Here is a 20,445-nt window from a genome sequence, read left to right as displayed (position 1 = left end):
CAAAGCAATTCATCAAATTTGTAGGTTTTTTCTTTCTTCGTTAGTTTAATTTTGTACTTCATTAAAGAATAAAAATCATCTTAACCTACATTCAATAAATCCTTTTAAAAACCCAGATCATGTTCCCCCTAAAAAATAAGTTACACCATCCCGTAATAATCGTATTGATGTGCGTTAGTTTATCAACCCTTGGATTCCTTATAACAGATTTTTTTGCCCATTGGGGTAAATTTTGGGAAGGTTTATATTTAAGTATATTCCTCCCTATATTTATATCTACCCCTATAGCAATAATTATAGATAGCTATTTTAAAAAAATAAAATCTCAAAATATTGAATTAGAACAACTAGACACTATCAATAAAAAATTATTCTTATTAATCTCACATGATGTTAGATCTCCTCTTGCCAGTTTAAAAGGGATTATTAATTTGATAACTAATAATGATTTAGAAGAGCAAGAAAGTAAAATGTATCTTAAGCAGCTGTCTGATAAATTAGACAACTTGGATGTTTTTTTAAATGGGCTCTTAGAATGGTCACAAAAGCAAACACAAAACAAACCCTTAGATTTTATAAATTTTGATGCTTTAGAAGTCATTAAGCCTACAATAAACTTGTTAGAACATGCCATTGAAAATAAGAATATTATTACTACTTTAAAAAGTAATGGAACAACGCTCTATGCCGATAAAGAAAGTTTCTCTTTCGTTTTTAGAAATGTATTGCACAATGCCATTAAGTTCACAGGTATACAAGGAAGAATCCATGTAGAAACAAGTTCTCTTAATGGAGAAATACATATCATCATAAAAGATAATGGGGTTGGTATCTCCGAAGAAGAAATTCATAAAATCTTAAATGGAAGCAATTGGTATACCACCAAAGGAACTTCGGAAGAGAATGGCTCTGGTTTTGGACTACGCAGTTGTTTTTATTATTTAGAAAAAAATAATGGCCGTCTTAAAATTGAAAGTGAACTAGGAAGTGGCAGTACTTTTACGATCGTTTTACCAGAAGCTTCGTAAACCAAAGTGTGTAAGTACTATCTTTAAAGAGCGCATATAACAAAAATTAACAGCTACACCACATGTTCTGTTAGTTACACATCAATAGTTTTATAAAAGTGAATACTCGTTCTATATTTGAGAAGAGTTAGTTAGTTAAATAGTAAATTTTTCATTTTCATATAGTGTTCTCGTAAAAGAGCCCGGTCTTGATTGACTCTGGGCTCTTTTTTTTACGATTTAGCATCAGTCTTTTTTTGGACTACTAGGTAAAAATTTGTAGACATTTTTAAAAGCTACAATGCCTTTAAATTATCTTTAGAATTACATCATATTTTTAAAAATCAATCAATTCAAATACAAAAATACGAGCGTCTCATACTCACTTAGCTTTTATTTGCAAGACAATAGTTAGTATGAAATTCCTTTAACTGGTATTTTCTTTATATTTTGGATGTTCAACGGACTAAGCAGGACTACTATAAAGAGTGTTAACAATTCTGAATTCATTAGTTGTGCTATAAAGACCCTAATTGAAATTAAAAGAAATACAATAGCGATTAAACACTATAACCCCCGCTTTTTATGAAAAGAAAAATTCTTACCATTCTTGTAATTTTTATGTTGGGAAAAGTAGTTGCACAATTAGACAGTACTAGAGTAAACCCAAAGCGTACCCTGTTAAAGAAGAGTATTATACCCCTATCACTTATAGGCACAGGTATCATATTATCTGATAGTAGCCTTGAGAATTCATTCAATACGACCACTAGAAATTGGGTTGGAAACGACTTTGAAACAACCTCAGATGATTATATTAGATATGCGCCTGTAGCGACCTTATACCTTGCTGATATAGCAGGCATACAAGCCAAAAATCATTGGTTTGATCAGACTAAGAATCTTGTTATTTCTATGATTCTGACCGATGTTTTTACAAGAGCACTAAAAAAAAGTGTTTTCAAGCTTAGACCTGATGGCTCTAACGAAAATGCTTTTCCTTCTGGGCATACCTCTATTACCTTTGCCTCCGGTGCCGTCGTTTACGAAGAATTCAAAAACTCCAGTTCACTCTTGGCTTATTCTGGATATGGCTTTGCAACTCTTACTGGTGGATTACGATTGGCAAATAATAAACATTGGGTTTCTGATGTCTTGGCTGGCGCCGGCCTGGGTATTCTTGTCACCAAATTGGTCTATCACTTTGACTACCTATTTAAATGGAATCCATTTATGAAGTCACAGGACATGTCTCTAGTTCCAAGATATTCTGACGGAAACGTTGGCCTCTATTTGTCTAAAAAGTTTTAACCTAGCAAAATTCTTTATCCAAAAGAGCAAAAAACGCTTTTTAAAGGTGAAAAGATTGGCGGAAAAAAGTTAGCTCTAACAGAGGTTTTCATGTAGGATTGGATCATTTGCAGGTATATTTAGTAAGATTATGTAACACTTAAGCTTTCTTATTGCCATAGCATTACCGATAACAGGTACTTTAATATAGATTAATACGATAAAAAAAATAGCCACTAAATAATTATTTCGTTCTCCAGAACACCAAAGACACTAAAAATTAACCCCAATCAAATAAAAAAAACTCAAGATAAAGGTTCCAAACATGAACCTTTAAGCTTTTCTAAAAACATTTTAAACACAAAAAACCCCTGTAAATACAGGGGTTTTTTACTTTCGTACTCGAGGCGGGAGTGTCGCTATTTTTGTTCATCAGCCTATTTATAAGCCTTTCGAAAGATTGAATTTGGAGTGCAACCGAATTTGCAACCTTTAACATAACTTTATATTTTTCAACCAGCAAATCGCAGTAAAATGCCGTAAATAATATCTGTAATTGTAAAATCATAGCTATGAACTAAAGTGGGTCTTCAAAATTTCTTTCTACCCTACTCTGAAGATTTTTTAGATAGCCAGAAATTGGCGTGGTCAATTCTTGTTTACTTTCAATACCCTTATCGACAAACTTTTTAGCCTGCGCTTTCCAGTTTTTGATGTTTAGACCTCCTCGCAGTTTCCAATTTTTTGATTCATAGTAGGCATAGAATTTTCTACCTTCCGTTTCCTGCCAATTATTATCTCTAAAAAAAATTAAAACAGCCCGGCCATTTTTTGGTCTTGCCAGTTTATTTAAGTTTTCTTTTGTTTTATGTTTATAAGAAGGTACCAGATTTTGGCCAGGTTCCGGTACGCTGCTGGCCAAATTTTGACGTGAAAGTGTCCCAGAGGTTGTACCACTACTTATCCCGAAAATGGGAAGCCTTACTCTTGAGCCCCTTGCCGGATGAAAGGAGGGAAAGTAAACTAGATATCCCCAGTCGTTCAAATCCTTCAGATAATTGTGGTAGGTCGTTTTTGATTTGAATTTTGCCCTTTCCATTATGGCTGTCCTATTTATGGTCAAGGTCTTTTTAAAGTACTCCCTGTTCCATTTCTGGAAGAACGCCAGGTACAAGGTAATGTGCCCTTGTTTGACCCTATCGTCCTCGTTGAATTTTTCAAAGACCGCATTTAGGTGAATGATGTAATTTACTTTCTCCATCAGTTCTCGGGCATTTCGTTATAACTATTTCTTTCCCGATAACGCACTTGCGTTTTTTCCGTGCTATACTTTTTCTCTATAAGCAATGGCTTCTTTGTTGGTTCTGCTTGTTCGAAAAGCGAATACAACATTGCAGCTGTAGGCTTGGTCTGAGATTTTTCGATATCCTTTAGTATGGCGATCATTCCGTTCATCCGTTTTTTGATGAGCGTTGCCATTCTTGTTTCTAAGGTTTCCATTCGCGATCCCATAGATTCTGCAGGAGAAATTCCATTCTCCTCAAAAAAGTCCAACATGAGCATCAAAGTCATGGATTGTGATTTTGACATTTTCTTGCAGAATTTTCGAAACCGTAGCGCTACCGAAGTCTTTATTCCTAGCTTCTCAAATCGCTCTTTTTTTAATTCTTCATCCATTTTTTCTGAAATTTTATGCTTTTTTATTGGGCTGTAAGCGTTTTTTCTGAAAATCGGGCTCAAATGCTAAAATCCCCATAAGAGATAATACTCCCGAAACCCCTATTCTCATTGCTAATGGAGAAAAATAACAAAACGAAACATCGCGCCAGCGTGTTACCCTCTTGCTACTCCATCCCTTCATTTCATTTTGGGATTTCGAACTTTTTACCTGAAACTAAAAAGCGAATTAAAAAATATAATCCGACCGCTTTTTTTAGCATGACATATACCTGTTTTTTAATGAATCCTTAGTGTTCAAAAGAAAACGATGATATTTATTTAACCCCGTTCTTATTGAACTACCACAAAATCGAAGCCATATTTAATAGTTCTCTTTGGTGTCAATTAGTTGCCAAAATGGCATTTATCCAACTACTTATTATATCCAGAGCGTTTTCCTTTTCTTTCTTTTGATGGTAGATTGTATTTATCTGGCAGAAAGATCTTTATTACTAGCTAATATATAGGTTGGTTTTGAGCTATTCCAATTACTTCCCATAGAGCCTTCGCTGTTACCTTTTCTGTAACTGTATCTAAAATTTCGATTGCGTAAGGGCTTATAAAAATGAGCATGCGAATGGTTATGCAGTCCGTCTCAAGCTAAATTTTAAACCTTTGAGCAAGAAAGTAGAAAGCTTGCACAGTGGTTAACGAACGTAAAACTGAATTTTTACTTGGGAGTGTAGTGTTTCTTTCCAGCGCAGCGGAAAGAAGAAACGAAATGAAAAGTCAAAATTGAGGATTGTGTTCAAGACTTATTGTAGTGAAGCTCTTTTCCTATAATTGAGCTTTTTCTGCGAAATGGAAGGGAATGTGCTGAGGGTAAACTCTTATTTTCAATCCGTTAAAAGGGTGCGTCAAGTTTACCAAAGTCTAGATAATAGTAAAGTTAAGTTTGGTAAATATAGGTCTGCTTAAAAGATATCAGGACAAATGTAGTCCCGAAAAAAGTTCATATAACTGGACCATTAGCTTTTCTACCGATAAAATTTATTATTTAGATGTTACCAGTATGATAGCAGAATACCCTAGCTTATTAATTGGGAATAATTATAAAGTATTTACTTGGTCAAGGTATAGAAAAAAGTGTATTGCAGCATTTTTATATTAGGTATTAGCTTAATATTTTCTGTAAATTTGCACCCTTAACGCGGAAACCATTTTGAATAGAAAAAGTAAGAAACAAATCATTGTAGAAGAAGCTGCTGTTCTTTTTAATGAGATGGGCTATAGTGCCACTTCCATGAACGACATAGCCAGAAGATTGGGTGTTAAAGCACCAAGTCTGTACAATCATATTAAATCGAAACAAGAAATACTTAGCATCTTATTGCTATCTATTGCGAACAAGTTTTATAAGGGTATTCAAGAGGTTACAAGTACAGAAGATTCTTATCGTTTTAAACTCAAGGAAATTATTAAAATGCATATTAGAGTCGCTACAGAAAATCAGCATATTACGGCGCTAATTACACATGACTGGAAGCATTTAGAGGAACCATCGCTGTCTAAATTTGTAAAGATTCGATTGGATTATCGGAAAAAACTAAAAGAGGTAATTTTAGGAGGTATGAAAGCAGGTGAGCTCAAAACCGCTAATATAGAAATTACCCTGAACGCTATTCTTTCTTCTCTTCGTTGGATTTATAACTCGGAAATTTATGCGGACACTAGTAATGTTAGTCTTGACGAACTAGAAAAAACCCTATTGGATATTGTATTTAGTGGAGTGGATGAAAATTATTAGTTTTCTCTATTGATTGTTTTTTGGACCGTTATTAGGTTGCAGCCAGATAACAGTCCAATATGAAAACAAAATTACAAGCTTTATATTTTTAAATATTTCTATTTATTTACCCATAGCGAATTAAAGTAACTTTCGAATATCGGCTATCAATCTGTCAACCGATTCTTTATCCTTTCCATCATACATACCTCGCACGAAACCTTCACGGTCTACCAGTAATAATGCGCCACTATGCATTATGTTGTTCTTAAGCTTATTGTCGTCATTATAAACAACCGCGCCATAGCTAAAATTCGCTAGGTTATAAATTGCATCTCGGTTTCCGGTTAGCAAGTGCCAGTTTGAGACACTTTCAATTTCTAATGTATTCTCATAGTAATCCTTTAGTTTTAAAATTGTGTCATGTTCGGGGTCTATGGTATGCGAAAGAATCATAAAATTCGATTCAATCTCATAGGTTTTGAAAACACGTTTTAATTGTTTGGAAACTACCGGACAAATAGATGGGCAGCTCGAAAAAAAGAATTCAGCGACGTATACTTTACCTTTCACATCTTCTTGTGAAATAGTATCAGCATACTGATTGGTAAATTGAAAGGAGTCAATAGGCAAATACACCCCTGCCACCTTTGGCGACAAAATAGGTAGTTCTGGTTCATCCAATAAGGCAATACTCTTGTCTGAACGAGTTGAAAAAAAAGAGCAACTCGTACAAACAAAAGCCAAACTAACAAAGATTATATACTTAAACTTACTTTCCAATTTCTATGGCGGGATTACGGTCAAAACTCTTAGCGGGCCTTAGCGTTACCGAGTGCCAAAAAGTAGGCAAGACCGGCCAATCTTCAGGCAAGGTAATATGATGAAAGCCCATGGTGTACCAACAAACAATATCGGTATTATCAATAGACCTATCTTGCGCTATCCACTTTAAAATACCATCAGAACCATCACTTTGATTAGGGTATTTACCGGACGGATATAGTTCAGATTTATCATAGGGAGTTACCCATAATTGCTGTTTAGACCAAGCTGCCCTTTTCTGCGGATAGTCTTCATCGTCTAGAACCGAAAGATAGCTATGCCCTAAAATCTGATAGCTTTTATGTTGACCCAGACTGTTTTTCGAATTTTTATTTACCACTTTCCAGAAACCATCATGACCTTCTTTGTTTTCTGTAATGGCTCCTTCTTTTAATTCTGGATGCTCTACAACTTCCCAACCACTTTTTCGAGTGTTATTAGGGTATTTTACAGGAACAATTTCATCGGTAGCAAAAGAATTTTGAATGCCATCAACATCCAAATCAATTCTGAAGGATAAAAAATGGTCATGGTACACTCCGATTAGATTCGGTGCTACAAGATTACCCACTCTTGTTTCGGACATCGCAGTCGGGTCACTCATTGTTTTCGCTTTGGCTGCCTTAACAGCATCCATACCGGTTGCACCAACCTCAATGTTTAATATTCCCTTTGAGCTAAAAACATAGTCCACCACATAATCATAGTTTCCTACAACAGGAATGGTACGCACAACTAATTCTATTTCCGCCCTACTTTCATGAGTCTCATTTAAAAATTCAGCATGCCTCCATAATGGTCTACCCGTGTTCCGTTCAAAAATGCCTATAATCTTTTCATACAGCAAGGGTGTACCATCATCCATAGGGATAACAGCATTCAGTAATGTGGCATTATCTGGCACATCCGTTCCTTCCTGTAATGCGGAAGACAACAAGCCAAAGCCATATTCACCTATATCCATGTAAGAGCGATATTTCCAATCTTCCGAAGCATCTTGATAAGGGACGAACATCTCGTTGGCGGATATTTGATAGGCTACAGATTGCCCATCAAATTCTGCAAGAGAAACTACCGCCCCAAATCGTTTATCCATTCTCAAATGAAATTTCCATTTATCCCAAGTAATTTTTCCATCATCCGTAAATGAAAAATTATCACCTTCTGGTGAATTTAAGGTTACGGGTTTTAATTTATACGCATTGACCGAGGCTTCATCATAGTCATAAGTTGTATCATTTCGACCAACATTATCATCGATAAGTACATCAATGACTTCACCTTTGTTGATATCAACTACGGGAGTGATGCCGTTAATTGGTTTTGCGAATAAATTCCTTTTAATGTCCTTTATATCTAACAACCAAACTTTTAACAGTCTTTGATCTCTAGTTTCTGTGCCAAAAAAACCTGTAGTTAAAGGTGCTCCAGCAACATCTTCAATCTTATAACCACGCTCTTTTAAAGCGTCTGTTACACGTTTGTCAGTCTTCCATATTTCTCCGGCTTGCATCCATTCTTCGAGCATTAAAGAAGGTTGAACATCTTTAATTTCTTCCCATTGCAGAACCTCTTCTTTAGAAATATCAACAATAGCTTCATATGTTTTTTTATCATCTCTTATAATCAATGCAGCTTTTCTGGTTATATCATTACCACGACCCCAAGCATAAACTGATTCTTTAGAAGGCTCTAACAGAGTTATTTCAGGAAATCGAGTGGTTTCTGAAATTTTCTTTGAAGTCATTAAAATCTCCTTGACTTCTAAGATTTCAGCTTCGGTGAGTGCATCAAGGGGGTGTTGCACTATCTTTGCAGTAGTAGTCGTATCTGTAGAAGTTTTTATCGCTTCATTATTTTCTTGTTCGCACCCTATTAAAGTGAACAAAAATAGAAATGGTAAGATTGTTTTTTTCATGCTATGTATTATTTAGAAAATCACATCCATCAAAATTGACGGATGTGATTGACACTTAAACTTAATGGTTAGTAATAATTAACTATCAAAATTTAACCCTAAAAGAGGTGCCAATTGTGATTGGTCTACTCTGTGCATAACGAACTCGACCAGGTACTTCAGCACCTAAGGAAATAACATCGCCAAAGTTAGCATTTTCATTGGTTAAGTTATTGACAAACAGTGATATATCTGCTTTGTTTAATTGCAAACCTAGTCTGGAATTGACGATTGTGTATGCACCCAAGGTACGTTCAGGCGTTCTATCAAAACTACTAAAACGCTCGCCTGAATGTTGAATATCAGCTCTTATAAACATATTGCCTCCAAATGCATCCCAAGAGTATTCAGCATTACCAGCTGCTGTTACAGAGGGTACTAGTAAAATTTCGGCTCCTTCTTCAGCTTGACTAAAAATTTCATTTTCACCCAAATCTGTTATTTTAGAATCTATATAACCAAAACTGGCACCCAATGAAAGTCCTTTTGTCGGATATACAGTTGCATCGAACTCAAAGCCTGCACTTCTAGCAGCACCTACATTGGTAAGGAAACTGTATCCTGATGCTGGTAATAGACTTCTAAGCTGCAAGTCGTTCCAGTTGTTATAGAATACTGCGGTATTCAATACGAACTTTCTGTTCTTTGAGGCTAATTTACCCCCTAGTTCATAACTCCATAAGTTATCTGACTTATAGGTTTGCGGAACTTCGGTTGTACCAAAAAGTTCAATAGCCTCATCAACACTAAATGAGGGCAAATTAGCATTCACACCGCCAATTCTAAACCCTTTTGATACTGTGGTATAAATTAAGTTATTATCATCGATTTTATAGCTCAACCCAAATTTTGGATTAAAACCATCGTTATTTATGTCTGGCAATTCACCATCTAAAAGCTCATAATTTGATACCAAGGAAGGAAATGCGGTTCGCTCTCTCTCACTTTTTGCATCAAAATAACGCACGCCTAACGTACCTATTAATTTATCTGTTAAGTCTATGTACAATTCAGAGAATATGGCAATTTCGGTTATAGTAGATTTATTTTCAGTACGATAAATATCATCTAACGATGTATCACCCTCCTCGGCGGCTTCAATAAACTGACCTAAGCCAGGAGATTCGCTTATACTTATCTCATCAAGGGTCTCATTCGCGTAAAACACACCAGCAGCAAAATTAACTTTAGACTCCGTATCAGAAATATAACGTAATTCCTGAATAAACTTATTGTAGTCACCATCTCTTTTTATGGCTACAGGATAAGACAGGTCATCTCCATCAATCTCGAAAGCAAAGTTGAAAAATTCTGTAATATCTTCGGTCTCACTAAAAAATCTATCAAAATAAGATGTTGCTGAAACAAACTCACCTTTTCCTGTGTCGTGCTTAATGGTAAGCGATGTAGAGGTAAAGGAATCCTCAAAATCCTCATCGATATCGGCAGACCTAATAGCAGTAAAATTCCCTGGCTGAATATCGGCAAGGTTATAACCGTCAGCTTCTGTTTTCTGATAGATTAATTTTGGAAGAATAGTCCATTTTTCATTCGGAGTAAACTTTAAACTCGCATGAAAACCATAACTTCTTTCCTCATCAACATCTTCCTTTACGTCAGTTAGTACTGGATGATTACCATTCAAAGGAGTATAGTTATTAGGTGTCTTATCGAATATACCGCTCTTTAAATTGTAAAACCCTACCAATCTTAAAGCTGCTTTATTTTCTTTTAGAGGTACATTAAATACAACGTCTCCACCATAATTCACTCCACCTTCTTTTACTGTGCTCAGTTCGGTACCTACATTAGCATAAAAACCCTTAGTATTCGGTTCGTTTGTTAGTACCTTCAATGCACCTCCCATGGCACTTGAGCCATATAAAGTTCCTTGAGGACCACGTAAAACTTCAACTTGTTTGATGTCTACTAATTTAGGGTCAATAGTTTCTGGTAACGGAATCTCATCTAAATAAAAAGCTGTTGTTGCATTACCCGTGATACCCCTAATGGTAATGGAGTTTGATGTTCTGCCATCAGCAAGATCACCACCACCCCCACCTTTACCAAAAGAGAGGTTGGGTACTTTAGACGCGTAGTCTGTGAATTCAAAAGAACCGCTTTTTTGCAGCTCAACACCACCTATAGCAGTAATACTAATAGGAATGTCTTTAGCGTACTCGGCCTTTTTCCTTGAGGTTAATACAATTTCATTAAGCGCCTGTGCATTTTCTGCTAAAGATATATTGTAGGTGTTATTAGCGCCTACTGTAATAGACTTACTTGTATATCCTATATAAGAAAATTTAAGAACATTGCCCTCAGTTACTTCAATGGCATAATTTCCATCAAAGTCTGTAGTAGTACCTGTTGTTGTGTTCTTTATCAACACACTAACTCCCGGTAGCGGTTCTCCTAAATTGTCTTTTACGGTGCCATCAACCGTTTTTTGCGCTGATACCATTCCCATACTGAAAACGAAAATCAGGGCCGTTACTAAAAAGTTCTTCATAATTATTGATTTAGTTGTTAGTGATTATTTAGTTCTTAAATCTAAAATTCTTTTGAGCTTTCCTCCTTCACTTCTTGGAACACCACCTGGTGCTACCAAGGTGACTTTCATTGAAATTCCTATATTATCTTTGATTTTTTTGATAAAACCTTTTGATAAATCAACGTTATTAATGTCATTGGAATTTGAAGTTTCCACTTTAACTTCAACGCAATCCATTGCATTCTGCTTGGTTACGATAAGTTGATAATTTGGTGTGAGTTGCGGTATATTTTCTATGATACTCTCTACTTGAGTGTGGAATAGGTTAACACCTCTAATAATCAACATATCGTCTGACCTTCCTTTTAAAGCCCCCATTTTTATGTGGGTTCTTTTGTGGCTATGGTCATACGTGAGACTGCAAATATCGTTGGTCCAATAACGCAAAACAGGGAAAGCTTCCTTAGTAAGGGTTGTGAATACTAAAACACCTTCCTCACCATAAGGCAGTGGTTTGCCCGTGTCTTTATCTACAATTTCTGGAAAAAAATGATCTTCCCAGATATAACTTCCTGTACCCTGTTCTTCAAAATCTTCTTGAGAAACTCCGGGCCCTATAATTTCACTTAAACCATAGATGTTAGTTGCTTTTAAGTGTAGCTTTTGCTCTATTTCCTGACGGATAGCTTCTGTCCAAGGTTCTGCACCAAGAATAGCATATTTAAGGTTAAACCTTGAGGCAACATCAATACCTCTTTTTACACATTCATTGGCAATTGTTTGTGCATATGACGGTGTACAGCAAATGACCTCAGATTTGAAATCTTCTAGAAGGTCTAATTGCCTGTCTGTCATTCCTCCTGAAATAGGAATAACAGACATACCAAATTTGGTTGCACCAGAGTGCATACCCAAACCTCCAGTAAAAAGACCGTACCCATACGCATTGTGCAATTTCATTCCTGGTTTAGCACCAGCACAAGCCAAAGATCGCGCCACCACTTCATCAAAAACATCCAAGTCGTTTTTAGTATATCCCACTACAATAGGTTTTCCTGTTGTACCACTAGAGCAATGTATTCTTCTTAATTGGTCTTCTTTACAGGTAAAAAGACCGAAAGGATAGTGATCACGTAAATCACTCTTTTTGGTAAAAGGTAGTTTATGTAAATCTTCAACTCCTTTTATGTCTTCTGGTTTCAACCCTATAGCATCGAACTTATTCTTATAAAAAGGGACTTTATCGTAAATTCTCTTGAGCATCACAGCCAGCCGCTGATTCTGTAATTTTCGTAATTCTTCTAGAGGTAAGGTCTCTAATTTTGGATTATACATTTAAAAGATATTTCTGTTAGATTGATTGTATTATTTTTTAATGCTGATAACCCTTGGTTGTGTTACCGATTTTAAACCCTCAATACCAAACTCAACTCCGTAACCAGAATCTTTAACTCCTCCAAATGGAACCATTGGGTGTATTGCACCATGTTGGTTGATCCATACCGTACCAGATTCTATTTGTTGGGCTACTTTGGTGGCTTCGTCTATATTATCGCTCCATACAGAGGCACCCAAACCAGTTCGAGTATCGTTAGCTTTTTGTATAGCTTCCTCAACAGTTTTATATTTAATAATTGGTAACACTGGTCCAAATTGTTCTTCATCAACAATACGAGAACCATTATCTACATCAGCTATTAGTGTAATAGGATAAAAATAGCCTGCGCCACCTGTGGCTTTTCCGCCACGAATAACACGTGCTCCATTTGCCTTGGCATCTTCCACCAAATCAACTACTTTGTCAAATTGCATTTTATTCTGAATAGGTCCTAACAACACACCTTCATCCATACCATTACCCATAGCCATTTGCCCACTGACATCATTAAGTATATTGATTACGTTTTCATAGTCATTTTCATGTACGTAAAGTCTTTTAGCGCATGCACAAGTTTGTCCCTGATTTATGAAAGCTCCCCAGAATAAATCTCCAGCTTTAGAAGTCATATCTGTTCCTGGCAAAATAATAGCTGGGTCGTTACCTCCACATTCCAGAGTCAATCTGGCCATGTTATTTCCTGATGCCTCAATGATTTTTCGTGCTGTACTGGTAGAGCCTGTAAACATTATTTTATCTACGTCTTTACTTTCAACTAACATGGCCCCTACTTTACCGCCACCAGATATAGAATTTAATACCCCTGCTGGAAGGACCGTATTTAGCAAACGAACCATTTCTAAAGTACCAATAGTGGTATACTCCGAAGGTTTGATTACCACGGTATTCCCTGCACGAAGTGATGGCATAATTTGCCAAATGGCAATCATTAAAGGCCAGTTCCAAGGTGCAATGGCACCTACAACGCCTACTGGTTTTCTATGTAGCTCATCCCTTCTAGCTTCGTCTTCAAAGACTACTTCAACCGGTAAATCCAATGATGCTGGTACTTGTGTCCAACCCACACAGGCTTGCATTTCAAACATAGAACCTGGACCGGCCATGGCCTTACCTTGTTCTTTGGTTATCCATTGTGCTAAGTATTCGGTGTTATCTTCTAAAACCTTGGCAGCTTCCATAAGCTTGCCTTTTCTATATTCATCCGATTGCGCAGCCCAGTCTTTTTGTGCAGCTTTGGCAGCAGCGATTGCTTCTTTTACTTCTCCTTCATTCGAAATCGGTGCATAACCAATCACTTCATCTGTTGCTGGATTCTTTACTTCAAAGGTGTTCGTGCTTGCTTTTAGCTCTCCATTAATACTAACTTTATACGTTTTCATAAATATGTCTTTTTAGAATAGTTCTCAATATTAATGAACAATCATTAGTCAATAATGAACTATAAAACACAATTATTAATTAATAGTTCAAATAGTGTTAAATTATTTTATATATTCGAAAAAATATAATTATAATTCATTTTAATAGAATAATAATTCAATGACATGAAAGGTTCTGAGACTAGATTTATCGAAAGGGGAACGCATTATGAATTCGTTTCTGGTAATAAACTCTCGGTGTATGAAACCAATACGCCATGTAAGAATGTAAAGTTTTACTTCAACCGTTATGTAATAACATTGATGATGGTTGGACATAAAACAGTGAAATCTGAAAATGTACACATCGAATTCTATCCAGGTATGATTTTTATTCCCGAAAAAGGAGTTGAGCAGGAAGTAACTATTGCCAATGCGAGCTTATCCAATCCGACCAAATGTTTGGTTCTTGATATGGCCCCCGAATTCTTGGAATCTTTTTACGAAGAGTTATTGCTCGAACCTAACGGTTTTTTTCGAACTAAAAATAGTTCAATATCAAATACTTACAACCACATTTGCCTTAATGACGGGGCTAATATCGAGTGCTTTCAGCGATTATTTAAATCGGTTCAGTCAAGTACTTCAGATCAAAATAATATAATACATACCCTTATGCTCAAAGAGTTGCTATCAAGACTTTTTCAAACCGAGGCGGGTAAGCTCTTAAAGGAAAATTTCAAGAACAGAATTAAAGACAAAAAAGTAGCTTCTACAGTACACTACATCAAGACCAATCTGAACAATAAAATAACTATCGATGATTTGGTCGCTATTTCAGGGGTAGGAAAAACGAATCTTTTTACTAGGTTCAAAACTAGTATTGGTATTACGCCTGTGAGCTATATAATGAAAGAACGAATCGAATTATCGAAAAAGCTTATCGACAAATCAGAAGATTTGCGAAGTGTCGCTTTTCAGAGTGGTTTTAATACGTATGAGCATTTTTGTAATTCGTTTAAAAAAATAGAGGGAATGTCACCGTCTTCATACAAAAAAAGCAATGTAATCTGGTCGCTTTAATCGGATGGTAGCTGCTAGAATTCAAAAGATGAATTATGACCTAATCTTAGAACGCGAAGCGCTGTGGTCCACCACGATGAATTTCTTCACTTGCGTACGCTTCGAACTTTTTAAAATTCTCTCGAAAAGCATTCGCTAGTTTGAAAGCTGCTTCGTAATAGGCCTTATCATCGTTCCAGGTGGTTCTCGGACTTAAAACGTCTGTTGGGACACCTGGGCATTCACGTGGCTGCGCAACTCCGAAAACTGAATGAATATGATAATTATCGTAATTGTAAGCTCCTAGCTCACCATTGAGAACTGCATCTATCATAGCGCGGGTATACTTTAATTTCATTCGAGTACCTATTCCGTAAGGACCGCCTGTCCAACCCGTATTCACCAACCACACATTTACACCCGCCTTTTTCATTTTTTTACTTAACATTTCGGCATATTTAGCTGGATGCAATGGCATGAACGGTGCGCCGAAACATGCAGAAAAAGAAGGCATAGGCTCAACAACTCCCGCTTCGGTACCAGCGACCTTGGCGGTATAACCTGAGATAAAGTGATAAGCAGCTTGGTTTGGTGTTAACTTCGAAATTGGAGGTAACACCCCAAAAGCATCAGCAGTCAAAAAGAAAATATTCTTTGGATTTCCCCCTATTGAAGGCGATTGAATATTATCGATATGATGAATAGGATAACTTACTCTTGTATTCTGGGTAATGGATGTGTCTGTGTAGTTTACAATACCCTTATCATCCAATACTACGTTCTCTAAAATAGCGCCCTTTTTAATGGCACCGTAAATTTCAGGCTCACTTTCTTTAGATAGATTAATCACTTTTGCATAGCAACCGCCTTCGAAATTAAAAATCTCATTATCCATACTCCACCCATGCTCATCGTCACCAATAAGTTTTCGTTTGGCATCTGTTGACAAGGTTGTTTTTCCTGTGCCGGATAATCCAAAGAAAATTGCGGTATCTCCTTTTTCACCTATGTTAGCAGAACAATGCATTGGCAAGGTATTTTTCTCCGTCGGAAGTATGAAGTTTAACGCAGAAAAAATACCTTTTTTAATTTCACCTGTATAGCCAGTTCCACCAATCAAAGCTATTTTTTTTGTAAAATTTAAAATAGCAAAATTATGTTGGCGTGTTCCATCTGTTTTTGGATCTGCCATAAAACCTGGTGCATTTATCACCGTCCATTCTGGCTCAAAGGTTTTTAATTCTTCCTCCGTTGGTCGTATAAACATATTGTAAGCGAACATATTGGACCAAGGATATTCGTTTACAACCCGAATACTCATTTGGTAATTGCTATGCGCACATGCATAACAACTACGAACATAAAGTTCCTCTTGATTCAAATATGAAATTACCTTATCATATAGAGCATCAAATTTTTCTGGTTTAAAAGGGATGTTAATAGCCCCCCACCAAATTTTGTCTCTAGTAATATCATCTTTTACAATAAAACGGTCATTTGGAGAACGCCCGGTAAACTCACCTGTATTGATACATAATACACCATCCGAATTTTCCTGGCCCATATTTTTCTTAATGCTAATTGATTGTAGCACTTCTGGAGAAGTTTGAGTATTGATATTACTATGGGTAATTCCGACGTCTTTCAAAGAATTGGTCATTTGTATTTTATTGGGATGATTTATTTTTGATGTTGGTAAAGAGCTAAACTCCACAGGGCATTTTTTTGAGTTGGTAGTGACTCTATTGTCTTCAAATCACTTCTTTTTAAAACTTTCTCGAAGTGTTCGATATGCATCATCTTGTTTAGGAAGGTCTTTTGGAACTTCACGTAATGGAGCAACCTCCTTTAGACTTTCATGACATTCTTTGGGCAGTTCTTGATACAGTTTGGTGCCTTTTGTTTTCCAAGCTATCATCTCATCACTAACTTGCTTCACCACTTTTGCGGGATTTCCAACAACCAAACTTCTAACAGGAATACTTGTTTCAGCAGGCACAAATGCCATTGCCCCAATTATGGATTCGTCTCCAATTACCACATCGTCCATAATAACGGAATTCATACCGATAAGACAATTCTTTCCCAGATTCGCCCCGTGGATAATCGCCCCATGGCCGACATGTGCACTTTCTTTTAAAACTATAGATTTACCCGGAAACATATGCACCGTGCAATTCTCTTGAACGTTCACACCGTCTTCCAAAATAATTTGTCCCCAATCACCGCGAATAGCTGCACCTGGCCCTATATAACAGTTTTTACCAATGATTACATTACCGGTAACGGCTGCTAGAGGGTGAACGAAACTAGATTGGTGTACGACAGGAATATATCCTTGGAAACTGTAAATCATTTCAATTTCTCTTTTGTAAAATCAGAAAGCACTAATTCCCCGCTTATTTCTGCACGTACTGCTAAAAGTTTATCCCAATCTTCTGTTCCTTTCCAAAAAGTGGTTTTTAAGAGTTGCATGGCCTTAGGGTTATATTTTGCAAGTTTCAAGCTTAACTCAACAACAGCATTGTCCAATTCTTCAGTTGTATCAAAAATCTCGGTGTATAGCCCTTTTTCTCTTACCCATTCAGCAGTTTGAAAGGTATCTGCGTTAATAGCTAATTGCGACATTGCTGAGACACCGATTTTTCTTTCTACAGCAGGGCCTACAACGAAGGGACCGATACCTATGTTTAGTTCACTTAATTTTACAGAAGCATACTTAGTAGCTAGGCAATAATCAACCGCTGCTGCCAATCCAACGCCTCCTCCGACTGCCTTGCCTTGAATACGACCTATTATAAGTTTTGGGCATTTTCTGCAAGAATTGATGACTTTAGCAAAACCAGAAAAGAACTGTCGCCCCTCTTCAATACTATTAATTGCCAGTAACTCTTTAAAATTTGCTCCGGCACAAAACACTCTGTCACCAGCACTTTTTAAAACAATGACTTTTATGGCATCGTTTTTCCCCGCTTCGGTAATGGTTTGCGCAAGCTTTGCCAAAATATCTCCCGGAAGCGAATTATGTGAAGGATGATAAAAAGTTATCATACCCATACTATTGGCTACCTCTATGTTTACGTAGGGTTTATTTTCCATTGCTATTATTCTAAATCAATCCGAATTGTTCAAAGTGATGGTTCAAGTGCTTTCGTTCCAGTAAATACCATTCATATTTGTTCAGTTCCCCAAAAATCAAATTTTTCAACTTTGTTTCTGGGTTCTCCTTGAAATAAGATAAATAGCCATTTCGATTCTTAATAAGACTTTCAATAGCTGTCTGCAAATCGGGATATTGTAAAGGAGCAAGCGTGTCTTTTTCCAATAGCGGAAACTGACTATTTTTTGGAAATGGCTCATAATCATAGAGACTATTGTGTACTTTTTCTAATATCTTTTCTGGAGTTGCAATATCAAAATCCTGTACTTCTCCAGCAGCTATTTTGTAGGTGAAATCTAGATGCTCAATCATATGTTGCGGCGTCATGATGCCCCATTTTGGTTTTGAAGCTTCTGTCAACTTCGCTAAAGATTCTGTAATCTTATCTTCAGTCATTTCGACTAAAGTTTCCTGCTTCTTTTGCACCATGGTCAAAATAGTAGCAATAGCCACCAATTCATCTTCGGCATCAAAAACTTCAACAAACCATTTTACGATACCACTAGGATGCTCTGCACTCGCTACATCTCTATCTACTTTTTGCTTACATGTCAAGCGAACATAAACGGTATCATTGTGGTATAATGGACGAAGGAACCTGCACTCTTCTAATCCGTAATTGGCAGAAACTGGGCCCTTATTCGGGTAAACAAATAATCCCGCGGCAGCGGAAATAATGAAATAGCCGTGCGCCGTTCTTTTCTCAAAAATGCTGCCCTCTAAAGACGTAATGTCGGTATGGGCATAAAAATGGTCCCAAGTAACATTGGCAAAATTGATGATATCTGTATCTGTAAAAGTCCGCTTATGGGTCTTTAAAGACATGCCCGGTTGAATATCTTCCCAATGGTATTTAAATGGATGTTGAGCCGCCTCTTTGTATTTAGCATTTGGTTGGTAAATACCTGTTACTTCGGTTAGGGTAGTGGGAGAGCCTTGAATTGCCGTACGTTGCAAATAATGCTTTATGCCACGTAAACCGCCCATTTCTTCACCGCCACCGGCACGACCAGGACCACCATGTACTAAGGTTGGTAATGGCGAGCCATGGCCTGTACTTTCTTTAGCACTATCTCTATTTAAGATGAGAATTCTACCATGATATGCCGCAGCGTTAATGGTATATTCCTTAGCTATTTTATCATCATTAGTTACTATTGAAGAAACCAAAGAACCTTTACCCATTTGCGCTAGGGTAATTGCCTCTTCTAAATTTTTGTAAGGCATAATTGTACTAACAGGACCAAAAGCTTCAGTATCGTGTACCCTTAAATTTTCAAAAGGATTATCTTCTCTTAAGACTATCGGACTTAAAAATGCGCCGTCTTTGTAGTTGCCACCAATGATTTCATTTTTTTCAAAATCGCCATATATGATTTCAGCAGTTTTCGCTAGTTCAGCAACACGCTCTTTTACCTCGATTACTTGATCTTTACTTACCAAAGCTCCCATTCTTACTTCTTTAAGTCGTGGGTCACCAATGGTGATTTTAGCTAGTTCTTTACCTAAGGCTATTTGTACATCTTCTACCAATTTTTCAGGAACAATTACCCTCCGTATTGCAGTACATTTTTGTCCGCACTTCACGGTCATCTCTTTTCTCACTTCTTTTATAAACAAAGAAAATTCTGGTGTGCCAGGAATCGCATCTTCTCCTAAAATACAGGAGTTTAAAGAATCTGCTTCCATAGTAAAAGGAACCGATTCATTTATAATTCTAGGATTGGACTTTAACAATCTACCTGTACTTGCAGAGCCTGTAAATGTGACTACATCTTGAGAATCTACAGTTTCTAATATAGTTCTAGCAGAACCCGTAATTAATTGCAAGGCTCCTTTGGGTAAGATACCCGAAGCTATAATTTCTTTAACTACGGCTTCGGTTAAATATGAGGTGTTGGTTGCTGGTTTTACTACTGCAGGCACTCCTGCCATCCAATTACAAGCGCATTTTTCTAACATGCCCCAAATAGGAAAGTTAAAGGCATTAATATGAATGGCTACCCCTCTTTTAGGCACCATAATATGATGTCCCATAAAACGGCCTCCTTTAGATAAGTCTATAGGTTCACCTTCTACATGATACGATTGATTGGGAAACAATTTACGAAGGGATGCATTGGCAAATAGGTTACCAAAACCACCTTCAATGTCTATCCAACTATCAATTCTAGTCGCTCCTGTTCTATAACTTAGTTCGTAAAAGGCTTCTTTCTTCTTAGTGAGATGTAGTGCTAAGGATTTAAGCATATTACCCCGTTCTTGAAAGGTCATCTTGCGTAATACTTCACCACCAACCGTTCTACCGTGATGCAAAATTTCTTCAAAGTTCAACCCTTCTGTATCGGAAAGGGAAACTACTTCGCCTGTTACCGCATCGAACATGGGTATTCCTTCACCTTTACCTTCAACCCAATTATCTAATACAAAATTTTGTGACTTTTTCAT

15 protein-coding genes are annotated in these 20,445 nt (G+C 36.8%); 4 read left to right on the top strand and 11 right to left on the bottom strand.

Annotation, left to right across the window (positions count from 1 at the left end):
* The first annotated feature begins 119 nt into the window (after positions 1-119).
* Together GQR94_RS10205 and GQR94_RS10200 are read left to right on the top strand one after the other, a co-directional pair.
* Complete coding sequence (locus tag GQR94_RS10205) at positions 120-1,028, top strand: sensor histidine kinase KdpD (RefSeq protein WP_158975407.1); 909 nt, start codon at positions 120-122, stop codon at positions 1,026-1,028.
* A 564-nt stretch (positions 1,029-1,592) separates the two neighbouring features.
* On the top strand, positions 1,593-2,318 hold the full coding sequence (locus GQR94_RS10200) for a phosphatase PAP2 family protein (protein ID WP_158975406.1): 726 nt from the start codon (positions 1,593-1,595) through the stop codon (positions 2,316-2,318).
* Between the two features lie 556 nt (positions 2,319-2,874).
* Here the strand turns inward: GQR94_RS10200 and GQR94_RS10195 are convergent.
* Positions 2,875-3,558: a hypothetical protein gene (locus GQR94_RS10195; RefSeq protein WP_158975405.1), complete on the bottom strand. Its 684-nt coding sequence runs from the start codon at positions 3,556-3,558 to the stop codon at positions 2,875-2,877.
* On the bottom strand, positions 3,558-3,974 hold the full coding sequence (locus tag GQR94_RS10190) for a BfmA/BtgA family mobilization protein (protein WP_199271577.1): 417 nt from the start codon (positions 3,972-3,974) through the stop codon (positions 3,558-3,560). The genes GQR94_RS10195 and GQR94_RS10190 overlap by 1 nt, the downstream gene beginning before the upstream one ends.
* A gap of 1,204 nt (positions 3,975-5,178) precedes the next feature.
* On the opposite strand from GQR94_RS10190, the gene GQR94_RS10185 reads away from it, so the two are divergent.
* Complete coding sequence (locus GQR94_RS10185; RefSeq protein WP_158975403.1) at positions 5,179-5,763, top strand: TetR/AcrR family transcriptional regulator; 585 nt, start codon at positions 5,179-5,181, stop codon at positions 5,761-5,763.
* A 120-nt stretch (positions 5,764-5,883) separates the two neighbouring features.
* Here GQR94_RS10185 and GQR94_RS10180 read toward each other — a convergent pair whose 3' ends face one another.
* The 5 genes from GQR94_RS10180 to GQR94_RS10160 form a co-directional block, all read right to left on the bottom strand.
* On the bottom strand, positions 5,884-6,489 hold the full coding sequence (locus GQR94_RS10180; protein ID WP_158975402.1) for an SCO family protein: 606 nt from the start codon (positions 6,487-6,489) through the stop codon (positions 5,884-5,886).
* A gap of 25 nt (positions 6,490-6,514) precedes the next feature.
* On the bottom strand, positions 6,515-8,485 hold the full coding sequence (locus GQR94_RS10175; RefSeq protein WP_158975401.1) for a tyramine oxidase: 1,971 nt from the start codon (positions 8,483-8,485) through the stop codon (positions 6,515-6,517).
* A gap of 85 nt (positions 8,486-8,570) precedes the next feature.
* Entirely contained in the window at positions 8,571-11,036 is a 2,466-nt protein-coding gene (locus GQR94_RS10170; protein ID WP_158975400.1) for a TonB-dependent receptor, read from the bottom strand.
* A 24-nt stretch (positions 11,037-11,060) separates the two neighbouring features.
* Complete coding sequence (locus GQR94_RS10165) at positions 11,061-12,353, bottom strand: phenylacetate--CoA ligase family protein (RefSeq protein ID WP_158975399.1); 1,293 nt, start codon at positions 12,351-12,353, stop codon at positions 11,061-11,063.
* Between the two features lie 30 nt (positions 12,354-12,383).
* Positions 12,384-13,796: an aldehyde dehydrogenase family protein gene (locus tag GQR94_RS10160; RefSeq protein WP_158975398.1), complete on the bottom strand. Its 1,413-nt coding sequence runs from the start codon at positions 13,794-13,796 to the stop codon at positions 12,384-12,386.
* Positions 13,797-13,961: 165 nt separating this feature from the next.
* Here GQR94_RS10160 and GQR94_RS10155 point away from each other — a divergent pair, with 165 nt between their 5' ends.
* A complete protein-coding gene (locus GQR94_RS10155) occupies positions 13,962-14,858 on the top strand; it encodes a helix-turn-helix domain-containing protein (RefSeq protein WP_158975397.1) in 897 nt (298 codons plus the stop codon).
* A 46-nt stretch (positions 14,859-14,904) separates the two neighbouring features.
* Here the strand turns inward: GQR94_RS10155 and pckA are convergent, their stop codons facing one another.
* The 4 genes from pckA to paaZ all read right to left on the bottom strand — a co-directional run bounded on the left by pckA (position 14,905) and on the right by paaZ (position 20,445).
* A complete protein-coding gene (pckA, locus tag GQR94_RS10150) occupies positions 14,905-16,497 on the bottom strand; it encodes a phosphoenolpyruvate carboxykinase (ATP) (RefSeq protein WP_158979564.1) in 1,593 nt (530 codons plus the stop codon).
* Positions 16,498-16,593: 96 nt separating this feature from the next.
* The gene (locus GQR94_RS10145; protein ID WP_158975396.1) at positions 16,594-17,193 is read right to left on the bottom strand and encodes a transferase hexapeptide repeat family protein; all 600 of its coding nucleotides are present in this window, start codon (positions 17,191-17,193) and stop codon (positions 16,594-16,596) included.
* On the bottom strand, positions 17,190-17,936 hold the full coding sequence (locus GQR94_RS10140) for an enoyl-CoA hydratase/isomerase family protein (protein ID WP_158975395.1): 747 nt from the start codon (positions 17,934-17,936) through the stop codon (positions 17,190-17,192). The genes GQR94_RS10145 and GQR94_RS10140 overlap by 4 nt, the downstream gene beginning before the upstream one ends.
* 10 nt (positions 17,937-17,946) lie before the next feature.
* Positions 17,947-20,445, bottom strand: a complete 2,499-nt coding sequence (paaZ, locus tag GQR94_RS10135; protein ID WP_158975394.1) for a phenylacetic acid degradation bifunctional protein PaaZ — start codon at positions 20,443-20,445, stop codon at positions 17,947-17,949.

It is taken from the genome of Cellulophaga sp. L1A9, from assembly GCF_009797025.1.
GTDB lineage: Bacteria > Bacteroidota > Bacteroidia > Flavobacteriales > Flavobacteriaceae > Cellulophaga.
This window is presented reverse-complemented; position numbering and strand designations above follow the sequence as displayed.

Excerpts from the sequence above, each read along its gene's own strand:
- GQR94_RS10170 (WP_158975400.1), bottom strand. The coding sequence starts at position 11,036 with ATGAAGAACTTTTTAGTAACGGCCCTGATTTTCGTTTTCAGTATGGGA.
- GQR94_RS10190 (WP_199271577.1), bottom strand. The coding sequence starts at position 3,974 with ATGGATGAAGAATTAAAAAAAGAGCGATTTGAGAAGCTAGGAATAAAG.
- GQR94_RS10205 (WP_158975407.1), top strand. The coding sequence starts at position 120 with ATGTTCCCCCTAAAAAATAAGTTACACCATCCCGTAATAATCGTATTG.
- GQR94_RS10165 (WP_158975399.1), bottom strand. The coding sequence starts at position 12,353 with ATGTATAATCCAAAATTAGAGACCTTACCTCTAGAAGAATTACGAAAA.
- GQR94_RS10175 (WP_158975401.1), bottom strand. The coding sequence starts at position 8,485 with ATGAAAAAAACAATCTTACCATTTCTATTTTTGTTCACTTTAATAGGG.
- GQR94_RS10200 (WP_158975406.1), top strand. The coding sequence starts at position 1,593 with ATGAAAAGAAAAATTCTTACCATTCTTGTAATTTTTATGTTGGGAAAA.
- GQR94_RS10140 (WP_158975395.1), bottom strand. The coding sequence starts at position 17,936 with ATGGAAAATAAACCCTACGTAAACATAGAGGTAGCCAATAGTATGGGT.
- pckA (WP_158979564.1), bottom strand. The coding sequence starts at position 16,497 with ATGACCAATTCTTTGAAAGACGTCGGAATTACCCATAGTAATATCAAT.
- GQR94_RS10160 (WP_158975398.1), bottom strand. The coding sequence starts at position 13,796 with ATGAAAACGTATAAAGTTAGTATTAATGGAGAGCTAAAAGCAAGCACG.
- paaZ (WP_158975394.1), bottom strand. The coding sequence starts at position 20,445 with ATGAAAAAGTCACAAAATTTTGTATTAGATAATTGGGTTGAAGGTAAA.
- GQR94_RS10195 (WP_158975405.1), bottom strand. The coding sequence starts at position 3,558 with ATGGAGAAAGTAAATTACATCATTCACCTAAATGCGGTCTTTGAAAAA.
- GQR94_RS10155 (WP_158975397.1), top strand. The coding sequence starts at position 13,962 with ATGAAAGGTTCTGAGACTAGATTTATCGAAAGGGGAACGCATTATGAA.
- GQR94_RS10145 (WP_158975396.1), bottom strand. The coding sequence starts at position 17,193 with ATGATTTACAGTTTCCAAGGATATATTCCTGTCGTACACCAATCTAGT.